This is a genomic window from Pseudoalteromonas sp. P1-7a (assembly GCF_001401855.1).
Classification (GTDB): Bacteria; Pseudomonadota; Gammaproteobacteria; order Enterobacterales; family Alteromonadaceae; genus Pseudoalteromonas.
On sequence record NZ_LKDU01000013.1, the window covers coordinates 68,413 to 82,799 of the forward strand.

Genomic DNA, 14,387 nt, shown 5'->3' on the forward strand with positions numbered 1-14,387 from the left:
TATTAAGCTTGCTTAGCTTTTAGGTAGGCAATCACTTTTTCTAGATCCTCGGGCGTATCAACCCCAGCATGTGGCGTTACTTTAGCCTGCTCAATTTTGATAGCGTAACCATGGTATAACACCCTAAGTTGCTCTAGCGACTCAAGTACTTCAAGCGGCGATACACTTAGCTCAATATACTGCTTAATGAAGCCCGCGCGATAAGCATATATACCCACATGACGTTGAAAAGGCGTTATATCTAACACACTGTCGTTATTTAACATTGCGCTTCTGTCAAACGGAATACTGGCACGTGAAAAGTACAACGCATTTTTATTAATATCACTAACTACTTTCACTGCATTAGGATTAAATACTTCATCTTGTTCTTCAATGGCTACACTTAATGTTGCCATTGGCGCGCTCGAATTATTAAGTAAAGTGGCAACTTGAGATACGTTTTCGCTTGCAAGTAATGGCTCATCACCTTGTACATTTACCACCACGGTTTCAGCATCTAGCTTAAGTAAGTCAACCACCTCGGCCAAGCGTTCAGTACCCGATTGATGATCTTCTCTCGTCATGAGCACATCATTTGTGAACGATTTAACAGCATCAAACACTTTTTGATGATCGGTTGCAATAACCACTTTACTTGCACCTGACATACACGCTTTTTCATACACATGTTGAATCATAGGCTTACCGCAAATGTCGGCTAATGGTTTGCCAGGTAAACGGGTAGACGCGTAACGTGCAGGTATTACAACTACGAATTCCACTTATCAACCTCATCTTGAGATAGCTCACGTGCTTCATTTTCTAAAAGTACTGGTATATCGTCGCGTACAGGGTATGCAAGTTTGGCTGCGGTGCTGATAAGCTCTGCATTGTCTTTATCAAAACGAAGCTTTCCTTTACACACAGGGCAAGCAATTATTTCAAGTAATTTTGTATCAAAGGCCATTGAGGATCCCTTTTTGTTTTAATAATAAATCTAATTTATGTATAACAGCATCTGTAGGTTTTGCATTAACAGGTAGGTAGTACCAATTATCTTTTGCAAAGTCTCTACATTTTACCGCATCTTTTTCTGTCATTAATACGTTGTCGTCATTAAATTGAGTAAAATCAGCCAAGCTATAAGCATAGTGATCTCTAAAATGATGCGTTGAAAGCAGCTGAATATTTTGATCTTCTAGTGTATTTTCAAAACGCTTCGGGTTACCAATAGCACTAACCGCATGGCCTTGTTCAATTGTTTTGTTCACTGGAGTATTGTCAGCAACGTGCCTAAGCCCACTCGTTTTTAAAACGTAGCTATGTGGTGCGCCCCCACCATTTTCAATCACTAAATCAACGCTATTTAATCTGTGTTTTGTTTCACGTAATGGTCCTGCGGGCATAACAAAGCCATTGCCAAACTGCCTTTGGCTATCAACAATGCAACACTCTATATCGCGCGCCATTTTATAATGTTGCATACCATCATCAGAAATAATGACATCCACACAAAATTGCTGCTCTAATAATGTAATATTGGCTTCTCTATCCGGCCCAACAACTAGAGGACACTTTAAACGATTAAATAAAAGTATTGGCTCATCACCGGCTTGCGCACTTGTTACACCGCGCTCTACCACCAGCGGGTAGCTTTTTACTTTACCGCCGTAGCCACGGCTAATAATACCCACTTTTAGGCCTTGCTCTGACAAGTATTCGTACAGCCATAATACAAATGGGGTTTTGCCATTTCCACCTACACTTATATTGCCCACCACAATCACTTTAGATTTAGCTTTAAAAGGTTTAGCAATACCACATTGATAAAACCCTTTTCTAATACTGGCAATTAACCAAAAAAGTGCAGCTAACGGCAATAAAAGTAGTGTTATAAAACCAAATGGTTTATACCAGCTTTGCTCGATTTTACTCACCCGTGTTCACCAAATTGCATTTTGCAAAGCGCAGAATACGTGCCGTCTTTGGCAAGTAAACTTTGGTGATCACCACTTTCAATCACCCGACCGCCGTCGATAACGTATATTTTGTCGCTGTTTTCAATTGTTGATAAACGATGCGCAATAACAATCGACGTTTTATCTTGCATTAACGTGTCTAGTGCGTGCTGAATGAGCTTTTCTGACTCGGTGTCTAGTGCTGATGTTGCTTCATCTAAAATTAAAATAGGCGCATCTTTTAATATAGCACGCGCAATTGCTATACGTTGACGTTGACCACCAGAGAGCATCACCCCGTTTTCACCAACCATGGTATTGAGCTGTTCAGGTAAATCTTTAACAAATTCCCATACGTGGGCTTGTTTGACCACCTCTTCTAACTGCTGCGGTGTTATTTTACGGGTTAGTCCATAACAAATATTGTTGGCTATTGTGTCATTAAATAACACCACTTGCTGAGATACCAAAGCAAACTGGCGGCGTAAATCTGCCAGTTTATATTTATCAAGCGCAACGCCGTCGAGTAAAATTTCACTGGGTGCTTCTAAGTCATAATAACGTGGTAATAAATTAGAAATAGTTGACTTACCCGAGCCTGAACGCCCTACAAGCGCGATGCTTTCACCGGCCTTTATACTTATTGATAGGTTATTTAAAACAGCTTCATCTTTAGTGGGGTATTTAAAGGTCACATTTTTAACCTCAATTTCACCCTTCACTTTATCTACGCTGTAAGTACCTTTATCTTTTTCTATTTCTTCATCTAAAACTAAAAAAATACTTTGCGCTGCAGAAATACCACGCTGCATATCACTGTTCACGTTTGCTAATTGTTTAAGCGGACGTAAAAGCATCATCATAGATGAAATAAGTACAACAAAATCGCCGGAGCTTATCGTATCTATCATTGAAGGCATAGAAACAACCCATAAAATAACAGCCATTGCACTGGCCGCTAGTACTTGAATGACCGACACGCTTAACGCTTTAGTGGCATCCATTTTTATACGTTGCTGGCGATTATGATTATTGATTTTTGAAAACTGGTCGATTTCCTGTTGTTGGCCACCAAACCCATGTATAACCTTATGGCCACTTAACATTTGCTCAGAGCTTCGGGTAACCTGGCCCATGGCCGACTGTATGTTCTTCGAAATATGGCGAAAACGTTTAGATACAAACGTAACAATAATTGCCACTAAAGGAATGATCACTAAAAATATCAGTGAAAGCTTCCAGCTGGTATAAAACATAACGCCAAGTAAAAAAACCACAAAAGCGCCTTCACGTACTACAATTAGTAATGCTTTAGTAATTGCTTGCTGAACTTGTTCTGTGTCAAAGGTGATTTTTGAAATTAAATCACCTGTAGAGTTTTTATCATGAAACGACACAGGCAAATGTAATATGTGTTCAAATAACTGCTGGCGTAAAGCGCGTACTACTTGCGAGCCTACATAGCTTAAGCAATAAGAAGACATAAAATTAAACAGGCCACGCCCTATAACTAACGCAATAACTACAAAAGGAGCATAAGCTAACACTTCGTTATTTCGTTGATTTAAGCCTTCATCAATAAAAGGTTTCATTAATTGAATAAATAAAGCATCCATACCTGAGTAGCCGATCATTCCAATAATAGCAACGAAGGCAACGCTTTTATAATCACCGACGTAAGAAATCAACCGCTTATAGATTTGTGTAGTACTTTGACTCATATTACTCTCGTTATACAATTTCAGCCCTTATTGTATCCTTCAAACAGCCAAAACTAAACGTCAATCTTCTATAAACCAATAACTTTCGTGTTTGCGAGCCGTTGTCACTTCAAAGCCATCTTTATATATACTCACAGTAATTTGCCCATCACGTGCAGTCACATATTGTTTAGCATTTATTGCTTTGTAGCGTGAAACTACACTTTCACTGGGAAATTGCCACTGTCCTTCAAAGGCTGTTGAATGAATAACGGTGTGCGGATTAACATGGTCGATAAATTCCATGCTAGAAGACGTATCACTACCGTGATGAGGGCTTAAAACCACATCGGCTTGCAATGAATGAGTTTTAATAAGACTCAGCTCACGCGCTTTAGAAATGTCACCTGTTAATAGCATCGTAAGTTGTGGCGATTTAACTAATAACACACAGGAGTTATCGTTTTCATTATCATATTTATCACTCGAAAAACTACTGATATGCAAGTCATTAAAGTTATAGTCCAAAGAGTTACATCGCGTGGTAATGCCATGTGGATGAAACCGTTTAAAGCTATCACCAAACCCTGCTTTAATAAAATGAGCAGCCCCTCCTGCATGGTCATTATCTTGATGGCTTATTATGGAATCACTAACAGTTAAATTGTGGGCTTTTAAATACGGAATTAACACACTGTATGTACGGCTAAATCGGTTGAAGTAGCTAGGCCCAAAGTCATAAACCAATGCTTGATTATCTTTTTCTAGTAATGTCATTAGCCCGTGCCCCACATCAAACACATGTAACTGCCAAAGCGGTTTAGGTAAAAACATGTAATCAACCAATGCGACACACAAGGGAATAATTGCCAAGCGTTTAAACGGGCTAAACCACGCTATTAAAATAAATATATAAGCCGCAATTAAATACAGCGTGCGTGGTTTCGCTATATCTAACCACCTGTATTGCCAAGGTATAGCATCCATATAATCAAGTAAAATGCGCAGCATATTATCGAACAACACTATAACCGGCGTTATATCTACCACCGTGCTAATAATCGTAATTAGCAGCAAACATGGCATAATTACTACGCTCAATAATGGAATGGCTACTAGGTTAATAATAAGCCCTACAATACTCACACCACTAAAATAAATAAGGGTAATAGGCATAAGCGCAATAAACAAAGCAACCTGAATAATACACAGCGCCAATAGTACGCTAAGCCAATTATATTTCGTTTTAGGAAGTCGTTTTATAACTAGATAAATAATTGCAACAGCAATAAAAGAAAAATATAACCCGGGGTTTAAAACATTAAAGGGGTTAATAAGTAATACCGCGACTAGGGCATATAATATGCTTCGCCATCTTAATGGCTGTTTAGCCACAAAGTACAGCACCCAAGCGCATGTTAACATTATAAAAGCGCGAGTGGCTGAGAGTAAAAAATCACTTAAATACACATAAATAAATGCAGCTAACCAACCGGTAAAACTATAAAAAAATGTTAAGTTGATGGACTGTGCTACTCTAACTTTCAAAATGTATACTGTGTACTTACATAATAAATAAAAACAGCTGAATATAAGCCCTATATGTAACCCTGAAATTGCTAATAAATGGCTCAAGCCTAAGCTTTGCATCGTTTGCTTATTTTCAAAGGACATAAGAGACTTGTCACCACTTAATAGCGCATAATAAAGCCAATTAAGTGATGTTTTTTGAAATGTGCGTTTTAAAAATTCTCTATACTTAATAATTATTGAAGGAGAAGCCCCATGCAAAATACTGAGTTGTTTATTCAGTACCTTCCCTTTGAATAGTATGCGTTTTTTAAATGCATGCACGTTGTTATCAAACACGTTGATATTTTTTATTGTTCTAAATTCTTTCAACGCTATTGCTGCATCAAAGGTATCACCGTGCTTAATAAGTTGCTCAGAATCGACACTTAACATCGCTTTTGGCGCTTTAAATTTATGTATTTCATCCCCATTAAGCTTTAATAACGTTGCTTTTATATACTGGGGTTGCTTTGCTGAGATGACTTCATCGACATAGATTGTGGCTGGATAAGCGTAGTTATTTTCAACATTTGGCAACTTATAGCTATAAAACAGGTAAAAGTGCACAACAATGCAGCAAATAGCTAAAATAAACCCTAACAAAACATTTAAAAACGGCTTAAAATAGGCGCTCGCAATAAGGACAGATATTGTGATGACTGTAAACTCAAGGGTTTGATAATAAAATACGGTTGAAATACAGCCAATTACAAATCCAAGACTAATCCACACTGAAGTAAATGGTTGCTTGAAATGCCTAAGAAAACGATTCAACGATTTTTACCTGATCCTAATAAAATTAGGCATCATAAAACACTTAGAATATTCGGCCGCCTATTACAAGACGCCAATCTATGGCATTTGAACAGACGCTCTGCAAGAGGCGCATTTGCAGTAGGTTTATTTTTTGCGTTCATCCCTGTTCCTTTTCAGATGGTTTTAGCAGCCGCAGCAGCCATTGTTTTTAGAGTAAACTTACCTATTTCTGTTGCATTAGTATGGCTTACCAATCCACTAACAATGCCGCCAATATTTTATGGCTCATACCTTGTAGGTACGCTCGTTTTAAACCAACCAGAGCAGCATTTTGCATTTGAAGCCAGTTGGGCATGGTTTTTAGAAAGTCTTTCTACCATAGGCCCTGCATTTTTAATTGGCTCATTGGTTTGCGCTTCTATCGCTTCTGTTATTGCTTATTTTAGTATTGATATTATTTGGCGCCGCTCTGTACGAAAAGCATGGCTTGCGCGTAATCAGTAAATTATAGACGAAAAAAAACCAACTTTTATAAGTTGGTTTTTTATCAACAGACTTAAGCTAAAATCTAAATACTCTTCGTAAGCCAACAAGCGGTAACAACAGTAGTGTATACCACGGGAAGCTTGCAGAGCTTCTTTCATAAAGCTCTTTTTCAATAGCGGCACAGTCTTCTACTTCGCCATCAATAGGTGTAAGTTTTACTGCAACAGCAACACTCTCGTACTCAATATTACCTTCAATATCGGTTTCTACATTACCAAAGGTATCGCGCTTTTCAACGGTTTTAGTAGCTACACCAAAGATTTCATTATCTTCATTAATAACCTTGGCTTCTGCCATCGTGTAGGCGTAGTCTGTTTCACCATCTGCTTCGTAACAAGGGAGCAAATCGTTTAGGTTTGTAATTTTATCGTCACCAATTTTATAGATAAACGCTTCTTTACGGCGGCTGTTTTCAGATGTACCCACTTCGCCTTCACCAACAACATATCCTTGGTTATTAATGTCATTGCCATAAGCACTTGAGCTATTAAAGTAACCAGTAGGGAAAACGGTATTGCCCGTACTTATATCATGATAGAAAAACTGATCACGAAGTGTGGTTTCAATACGCTTTGAAGCATAACCAACAATTATATCGTTGTCGTTTACTGCAAGTGCTTTACCCGAAAGCCAATCGTCTTCTTGGTCTATAAAATTAAACACGTCACCATTTTTAAAATACACAGGCATTGTTAAAATCGTGTCGTCGTTTTTATAGTAGCGAGCGTTAGACGAGCCTACAATTGTGCCATTGTTATTAAGTGCAAGCGCAGTGCTTGTAAAGGCAAAATCGTCATCATCTTCTGGTGTTAAGGCCAAGCCCAGTATTTCAGTAGAAGTGATATTAAATGCTTCATCAAGCTCCCACTTTACCGCACGCTCATCAAATACGCCTGTAGTAACACTCGAATTTAATAATTGTACACATGTAGAGGTTGGTTCGTCTTCGTTATCACAGTTATCTTCAATATTATCAAGACGATCTTCAGGAATACCTGTAGAAACATAGCCAACTACCGTATAGCCGTCGTTTGTTTTTATAATATCGTTAGCGCGGCTAGTACCGCCGTAATCGTCAAAATCAGGAACTAGCTCAACCTTTTGCGTGCCATCTTCAGAAATAACAATACCGCGTTCTATAAAGTCATGAGTAAACCATGTTTCTTCTTCATCTTCACCATCTGGGGTAAATGAAACTTTATCGTATGGTGCTGCACTCCAGCCAACACTCACGCCATCTTCGCTTACCGCGTTATAAAAGTTACTAATAGAACGTGTTAAACCATCGTAATCAACCGACTCTTCGTCAAATAAAACTTGCTCAGTAACATTGCCATCGTCAAATTTAATACCCACTACCGCACTTAGTTTTTGGTATTCAAAATCAGTGGGTCTGCCAGCTAAAAAGCTGACCATAAATGAATGTGCATCGGCGTTATTAAAAACAGCATCGTTATTTTCTATATCATCAAGTGTAAACGTGATTTCTTTATCACTTAATTCAAAATTGTACTCTTCACTGTCGTATGCATTTTCAATCACGCTTTCGGTAAAGTCGATATAGCTTATATCGATTGGTAAATTATACAATCCGTTGGCAGTACCAATAATGTGCCCGCTTTCGCTTACGTCAGTTACGTAAGAATGTTTAGCGCCGTCAAGAGTACCTAGTTCTGTTAATTCATAGGTTGCACTTAATGCAGATGTACTCAATGTCGCTAAAATACTGGCAGCGAGTAATTTATATTTCATTTTAATCCTTACTACTGATTCTGTAATTCTTCAAGTTCTTCCCAGCGCTCAAACGCGGCTTCAAGGTCAGACTCAAGTTTTGCTAAATGGTTCAATGCATTAGTGGTAACGTCACTATCTTGTTTGAAAAAGTCAGGATCGCTCACTACAGCTTGCTGCGCTTCTACAGCGGCTTCAAGTTGTTCCATTTTATTGGGTAGCTGCTCTAATTCAAGTTTTAATTTGTAAGAAAGCTTAGTACTTTTGTTTTCAGGTTTTTTAACAGAAACAGGCGCAGGTTTTACGTCTTTTTTTGGTGCTTGATGCTGTTTTTCTTGCTCGGCTAAATAACTTAAATAAGCTTGGTAATCGGTATACCCCCCCACCATATCAGTTATTTTACCATCCCCTTCAAACGCCCATACACTGCTACATGTATTATCAATAAACTCACGGTCATGGCTTACTATAAGCACAGTTCCTTGATACTGATTAATAATTTCTTCGAGTAACTCTAATGTTTCAATATCCAAATCATTGGTTGGCTCATCGAGTACTAAAATATTGGATGGTTTTAAAAATAATTTCGCGAGTAAAAGCCTATTTTTTTCACCACCAGAGAGTGCTTTTACAGGTGTACGCGCACGTGCCGGGGGAAATAAAAAGTCTTGCAAGTAACCAAGTACATGACGAGAGCGCCCGCCCATCATTACCTCTTGTTTACCCTCGGCAACGTTATCTTGAACAGTAGCCTCTTCATCAAGCTTTTGTCTGTATTGGTCAAAGTAAGCAAATTCAAGGTTCACCCCTTGCTTAACATGCCCACTATCAGCTTCTAACTCACCAAACAGCAGCTTGAGTAGTGTTGTTTTACCAATACCATTTGGGCCCACTAAACCAATGCGATCTCCCCGCATAACAAGGGTAGAGAAATCATCAGCAATCACTTTATCTTTAAATGCATGATTCAAGTGCTTTGCTTCAAATACTAACTTGCCTGATCTGTCTGCCGTTTCAATATTAAAATCAGTTTTACCTACTTGCTCTACACGGGCTTTGCGTTCAACACGTAGCTGTTTTAGTTCACGTACACGGCCTTCGTTGCGTGTACGACGCGCTTTAACCCCTTGACGGATCCATGCTTCTTCTTCAGCTAAACGCTTATCAAAAAGCGCATTTTGTGTTTCTTCTACTTTTAAATCGTGCGCTTTTTGTTCAAGGTAGGTTGCATAATCACCAGGGTAAGATATAAGTTTACCGCGGTCTAAATCTAAAATACGCGTTGCAACAGCACGAATGAACGCACGGTCATGGGATATAAATACAATACCGCCTTTAAACTCTTTTAAAAACTGCTCTAACCATTTAACGCTGTCTACATCTAAATGGTTAGTTGGCTCATCGAGCAACAGTAAATCAGGCTCGCTGACTAATGCCCGAGCTAAAGCAACTTTACGCAACCACCCACCCGATAATGATTCTAACTTAGCATCTGGGCTAAGCTCTAAACGCGTTAATACTAGTTGAATTCGCGAATCAAAGCGCCAACCGTCACACGCTTCTAATTCGTTAGATAATCGCTCAAGTTTATTTAGTAATTTGTCGGTACAATCAGTTTGTAGTTGCGTGCTCACATGATGATAATCAATTAATAAATTGGCTATATCAGGCATGCCTTGCGCTACGTAATCAAATACTGAGCCGTTTGCCCCTTTAGGTGGATCTTGCTCTAAACGAGAGATTTTAATGCCACCTAATTGGTTAATTTCGCCATCATCTAAAATTACTTGGCCATCAAGTACTTTTAAAAGTGTTGATTTACCTGCGCCGTTTCGCCCTACAATACAGACGCGCTCGCCACTTTCAATAACCGCATCGGCATTATCTAATAATGGGTGGGTGCCATAAGCTAACTGCGCTTTTTGTATTCTTATTAAATCCATAAATACTGCTCTTTTATTCTTGCGCTAAAAATTCATGCACTGTTTGTGCATCAAACGGCCAATACAAAAGTTGGCCAGTTTTGCTTTCAAATACAGGAATACTTAACTGAAAACGCGCTAATAATTGCTCATCAGTCATAATATCGGTTAATTGAAGTGTGTTTTTATTACCTAAAACTGATAATAAAACCTGCTCCGCTTGCTCACATAAGTGACAGCCATCAGTGTGGTACAAAACAAAACTAGCCATGGGTAATCAACCAGCTGTTGTGTATTTTTTTATTCCGTTTGAAGTCAGGTGATAACGTTTTGTCTGAAATATTTTCAGCTTTTAACCCCAAGCCCATTAAACCTACTTCATCCATTACAAAACCACGTTTGTTATTAGAAAAAATTAATGTACCCGACGGGCTCAAGATTTTTTTAACCCAAGTAAGTAATTTAATATGATCGGTTTGCACATCAAACGCATCTTTCATTCGTTTAGAATTAGAAAACGTTGGAGGATCTAAAAATATTAAATCGTATTGGCCTTGAGCGTATTCTAGCCATTTTAAACAATCAGCCTGCTCAAAACGGTAACGGGTATTGCTAATATCATTTAACGCAAAGTTATCTTGGGCCCACTTGAGGTAGGTTTTTGATAAATCAACAGTGGTAATTGCTTTTGCACCACCGAGTGCCGCGTGCACAGAGGCTGTACCTGTGTAGGCGAATAAGTTTAAAAAGCGTTTGTCTTTTGCATTTTGCTGAATATAACGACGCGCTAAACGATGGTCTAAAAATAGCCCTGTATCGAGGTAATCAAACAAGTTTACTTTAAACTTAGCGCCAAACTCTTCCACCACCATAGTACGGTTTTGTTTAGCCATTGGGGTATACTGCTCTTCCCCTTTTTGTTTTTTACGCACTTTAACGGCTATGTTTTCAGGCGCAATGTTTAGCTGCTGTGCAGTTAAGCTAATCACATCTTGAAGACGCTTTTCTGATGTTTTTTCATCAATTTCTTTCGGCGCTGCGTATTCAAAAATAACAGCAGAGTCGCCATAAATATCAACCGCTACGTTGTACTCAGGAATATCAGCATCATAAACGCGATAAGCTTGTACTTCGTTTTGTTTAAGCCAATTTTTGAGGCTCTGCTTATTCTTTTTTAGACGATTAGCAAACGACATTGAGCCTTCAAAATTAAGCGCCGGTTTGTCGTCACTTGTCAGGCATACTTGTTTATCATCTAACTGATATAAATTTAGTTCTACATCTAATGGGCCATTTTTAAATTTATAACGCTTTTGTTTAACCAGTTTTAACAGCTTAAATAGGCTTTCATCCATGCCTAGTAACGCAAGCTTCCAATGATTAAAGTGCTTTTTAAAACCCACTCCCATGCTGCGGTGTAAATTTACCAGCTCGGCCATAGAACCAATACGCTCACCGTACGGTAAGTTAGAAATTACCACGCCAGGTAATTTAGCGACAGAGGTAAGCTTAGTCGCATCACTTTGCTTAAACTTAATAACATTACCCAGCTCTGCTCGCTCAGCATTGGCAATGGCTTTATCAAGAACTTGCGCATCGTAATCATGGCCAATTAACCACAATTTAGGATCGGTAATTTGTGCAATTAATTCCTCACGCAGTTGTTTAAATTTAGCCGCTCTAAAACTGGGTAGACGCTCAAACGCAAACCCTTCTCTAAATAAACCAGGTGCTTCGTTACGCGCCATGCCCGCCGCTTCTATTAAAATAGTGCCGGCACCACAACATGGATCAAATAAAGGTTGATTTACATTTTCAAGCCAACCACTGCGTTTAATAATCGCTGCCGCTAAATGCTCTTTAATTGGGGCTTTACCTTGGCCTTGGCGATAACCACGCTCAGATAAACGAGGACCCGAGTAATCAATATACAGAGCAACACCATGACGGTTTAAACGCGCAACAACACGCACGTTGGCATCTTGCTTATCCACATTTGGGCGCTGTTCGTATAAATCATTAAAATAGTCAACAATTGCATCTTTAATTACCAAGCCTGAGAACTGGGTATTTTTTAAAGCGTCGTTGGTACCAGTAAAATCAACAGCAAATGTTTGTGTTGGTCCAAACCATTCTTGCCATGGCTGAAATCGAGCAAATTTATACAGGCTATCTTTATCATTAACGCCTTCTTTTTCTTCAATAAGCATCAGCACACGTGTTGCATAACGAGTTGATAGACAAACCTTTTGCGCCAATGTTGAATCTGCCTCAAAGCGAACAGAACCCACAGTTTGTTTAGACACGGCAGCGCCTAGTTCTGTTAGTTCATCAACAAGTAAATTTTCGATTCCGATAGAAGTAAGTGCGATAAATTGCAAAGTAATAACCCTTAATAGCTAATTGCGCAGGATTATAACATAGGTTGGCTGACAAACACTTGATAAACGCAGCTCGATTTATAAATTTGCTAAGCTGATTTACTCTGGTATTGCTCAAGTAATAGAGGGTGAACGCGGTTGTTTAAAACGCGGATAACTTCAAATTGCTCAAGAGACAAATTATCATCAAGTTTGAATGTTTCATTAAGGTTTAGGCAAATTGACGCATCAGGGCAATGTTCAACAATTAAAAACTCACCAGTTTGTGCTTTTGAGGTAAGTTTAACGATGGCTTCTGTACTTGGCTGGCTGCCAGTGTACTCTTCAAAAAACCAACTTTTAGCCAGTACCGGTTTTAAGTGAAATTTTACAGCAGTGGCATTGAGCGCAATTTGGCAAATTTGTGCAGGCTTATACAGCTCAAAACCATCTAAGTAATTGTATACTTGCTCATAAAAAGCAGCATCTTCTAAGCTAAAACGCGGGTTTTCAAATACACAGTCGGTGAGCTGTCTTAATTTATACGGTGTGCATAATTGCATATCGTCATTTAAATCAAGTAGTAAGCGGTTTTTATTTGCACATGCAATCCACTGCCATTGTTTTGTTGCTTGTAACATTTGCCTCCTCCTTGTTTAAAAATTTATTTTTAATTAAGACATTAATATTAGATTATAACGGCTTTTGACCATTTTTAAAACATTTGTTTAGAACATTTATTGAACGATCAAAAGCTTACATAACTGATCCTTATAAGAAATCAACGATCGATTTTACCAATTGTGGCCCTTTGTAGATGAACCCAGTATAAACCTGCACTAAATTTGCCCCAGCATTTAACTTTTCTTGAGCGGATTGCGCATCATCAATACCGCCTACACCAATGATGGGAAATTTACCTTGTGTTAAACGTTTCAGTTCGCTAATTACCTGCGTAGAGCGCGCTCTTACAGGGCTGCCAGATAAACCACCGGCCTCATCGGCGTATTGCTGACCCATTACTGCACTGCGTTCAAGCGTAGTATTTGTGGCAATAACACCATCAATTTTATTATTTAAAAGTGACTCGCTTACCTGCTCAATTTGTATTTCATCAAGATCTGGCGCTATTTTAACCAGCATAGGTACTTGCTTATTATGTTTGGCAATTAAATCGAGCTGCTCATTTTTTAAACTTTGCAATAGATCATCAAGTGCAGCGCCATATTGTAAATCACGCAGACCTGGCGTATTAGGAGAGGATATATTGACAGTAATATACGAAGCATGCTCAAACACTTTACGCATACAATGAATGTAGTCGTCTTTGCCTTGCTCATTTGGAGTATCTTTATTTTTACCAATATTAATACCTAAAATACCGGTGTATTTGGCATTTTTTACGTTATTAACTAAATTATCAACCCCTTTGTTATTAAAGCCCATTCGGTTAATAATGGCATTTGACTGAGGTAACCTAAAAATACGCGGCTTATCATTGCCTGCTTGCGGGCGCGGGGTAACTGTGCCGACTTCTACAAAACCAAAACCCATTTGGCTAAAGGCATCAATACATTCAGCGTTTTTATCTAAACCTGCAGCTAAACCTACAGGGTTTTTAAACTCAAGGCCTAAAAAGTTGACTGGTTTATCTTGTAATTGTTGAGACCAAGCTGCGTTTAAAGGGGTGTGAGCAAAACGGCGTAAGTTATTAAGTGCAAACTCATGTGCCCATTCAGCATCTCGGGTGAACATAAAACGGCGGGCTAGATCGTAAAACATGAATTGTTCCTCTTAAAATTACAGACAAAAAAATACCTCAGACTAGGCTGAGGTATTGTATAACAATTTTAACAATTA

Annotated in this window: 12 protein-coding genes; 1 reads left to right on the top strand and 11 read right to left on the bottom strand. The window is 38.7% G+C overall.

Going from position 1 to position 14,387, the window contains the following annotated elements:
* Nucleotides 1-2: 2 nt before the first annotated feature.
* Genes kdsB through AN389_RS10325 form a run of 5 tightly spaced genes read right to left on the bottom strand, consistent with a single transcriptional unit; the run spans nucleotide 3 to nucleotide 5,986 of the window.
* Nucleotides 3-764 carry a 3-deoxy-manno-octulosonate cytidylyltransferase gene (kdsB, locus tag AN389_RS10305; protein WP_055017685.1) on the bottom strand — a complete coding sequence of 254 codons (762 nt, stop codon included), beginning with the start codon at nucleotides 762-764 and terminating at the stop codon, nucleotides 3-5.
* Nucleotides 752-949 (bottom strand): Trm112 family protein, encoded by a 198-nt coding sequence (locus tag AN389_RS10310; RefSeq protein WP_055015993.1) that lies wholly within the window; start codon nucleotides 947-949, stop codon nucleotides 752-754. Before AN389_RS10310 ends, kdsB begins: the two co-directional genes overlap by 13 nt.
* On the bottom strand, nucleotides 939-1,919 hold the full coding sequence (gene lpxK, locus AN389_RS10315) for a tetraacyldisaccharide 4'-kinase (RefSeq protein ID WP_055017686.1): 981 nt from the start codon (nucleotides 1,917-1,919) through the stop codon (nucleotides 939-941). Before lpxK ends, AN389_RS10310 begins: the two co-directional genes overlap by 11 nt.
* Nucleotides 1,916-3,661, bottom strand: coding sequence for a lipid A export permease/ATP-binding protein MsbA (msbA, locus tag AN389_RS10320; RefSeq protein WP_055017687.1), 1,746 nt, complete (start codon nucleotides 3,659-3,661; stop codon nucleotides 1,916-1,918). Before msbA ends, lpxK begins: the two co-directional genes overlap by 4 nt.
* A 60-nt stretch (nucleotides 3,662-3,721) precedes the next feature.
* Entirely contained in the window at nucleotides 3,722-5,986 is a 2,265-nt protein-coding gene (locus tag AN389_RS10325; protein WP_055017688.1) for a DNA internalization-related competence protein ComEC/Rec2, read from the bottom strand.
* Here AN389_RS10325 and AN389_RS10330 point away from each other — a divergent pair.
* Entirely contained in the window at nucleotides 5,966-6,472 is a 507-nt protein-coding gene (locus AN389_RS10330) for a DUF2062 domain-containing protein (RefSeq protein WP_055016018.1), read from the top strand. The genes AN389_RS10325 and AN389_RS10330 overlap by 21 nt on opposite strands.
* 57 nt (nucleotides 6,473-6,529) lie before the next feature.
* Here the strand turns inward: AN389_RS10330 and AN389_RS10335 are convergent, their stop codons facing one another.
* The 6 genes from AN389_RS10335 to pyrD all read right to left on the bottom strand — a co-directional run bounded on the left by AN389_RS10335 (nucleotide 6,530) and on the right by pyrD (nucleotide 14,309).
* On the bottom strand, nucleotides 6,530-8,266 hold the full coding sequence (locus tag AN389_RS10335; protein ID WP_055015997.1) for a DUF3466 family protein: 1,737 nt from the start codon (nucleotides 8,264-8,266) through the stop codon (nucleotides 6,530-6,532).
* Nucleotides 8,267-8,277: 11 nt separating this feature from the next.
* Nucleotides 8,278-10,188 (bottom strand): ABC transporter ATP-binding protein, encoded by a 1,911-nt coding sequence (locus tag AN389_RS10340; protein WP_055017689.1) that lies wholly within the window; start codon nucleotides 10,186-10,188, stop codon nucleotides 8,278-8,280.
* A gap of 13 nt (nucleotides 10,189-10,201) precedes the next feature.
* Complete coding sequence (locus tag AN389_RS10345) at nucleotides 10,202-10,438, bottom strand: glutaredoxin family protein (RefSeq protein ID WP_055015999.1); 237 nt, start codon at nucleotides 10,436-10,438, stop codon at nucleotides 10,202-10,204.
* Entirely contained in the window at nucleotides 10,431-12,548 is a 2,118-nt protein-coding gene (gene rlmKL / locus AN389_RS10350; RefSeq protein ID WP_055019757.1) for a bifunctional 23S rRNA (guanine(2069)-N(7))-methyltransferase RlmK/23S rRNA (guanine(2445)-N(2))-methyltransferase RlmL, read from the bottom strand. Before rlmKL ends, AN389_RS10345 begins: the two co-directional genes overlap by 8 nt.
* Nucleotides 12,549-12,637: 89 nt before the next feature.
* On the bottom strand, nucleotides 12,638-13,168 hold the full coding sequence (locus tag AN389_RS10355) for a cell division protein ZapC (RefSeq protein WP_055019758.1): 531 nt from the start codon (nucleotides 13,166-13,168) through the stop codon (nucleotides 12,638-12,640).
* A gap of 130 nt (nucleotides 13,169-13,298) precedes the next feature.
* Nucleotides 13,299-14,309: a quinone-dependent dihydroorotate dehydrogenase gene (gene pyrD, locus AN389_RS10360; RefSeq protein ID WP_055019759.1), complete on the bottom strand. Its 1,011-nt coding sequence runs from the start codon at nucleotides 14,307-14,309 to the stop codon at nucleotides 13,299-13,301.
* Nucleotides 14,310-14,387 lie beyond the last annotated feature (78 nt).

What these genes read in the sequence shown, in the direction of transcription:
- AN389_RS10340 (WP_055017689.1), bottom strand. Translation starts at nt 10,188, where the DNA reads ATGGATTTAATAAGAATACAAAAAGCGCAGTTAGCTTATGGCACCCAC.
- AN389_RS10310 (WP_055015993.1), bottom strand. Translation starts at nt 949, where the DNA reads ATGGCCTTTGATACAAAATTACTTGAAATAATTGCTTGCCCTGTGTGT.
- AN389_RS10355 (WP_055019758.1), bottom strand. Translation starts at nt 13,168, where the DNA reads ATGTTACAAGCAACAAAACAATGGCAGTGGATTGCATGTGCAAATAAA.
- AN389_RS10335 (WP_055015997.1), bottom strand. Translation starts at nt 8,266, where the DNA reads ATGAAATATAAATTACTCGCTGCCAGTATTTTAGCGACATTGAGTACA.
- AN389_RS10330 (WP_055016018.1), top strand. Translation starts at nt 5,966, where the DNA reads ATGCCTAAGAAAACGATTCAACGATTTTTACCTGATCCTAATAAAATT.
- AN389_RS10345 (WP_055015999.1), bottom strand. Translation starts at nt 10,438, where the DNA reads ATGGCTAGTTTTGTTTTGTACCACACTGATGGCTGTCACTTATGTGAG.
- pyrD (WP_055019759.1), bottom strand. Translation starts at nt 14,309, where the DNA reads ATGTTTTACGATCTAGCCCGCCGTTTTATGTTCACCCGAGATGCTGAA.
- msbA (WP_055017687.1), bottom strand. Translation starts at nt 3,661, where the DNA reads ATGAGTCAAAGTACTACACAAATCTATAAGCGGTTGATTTCTTACGTC.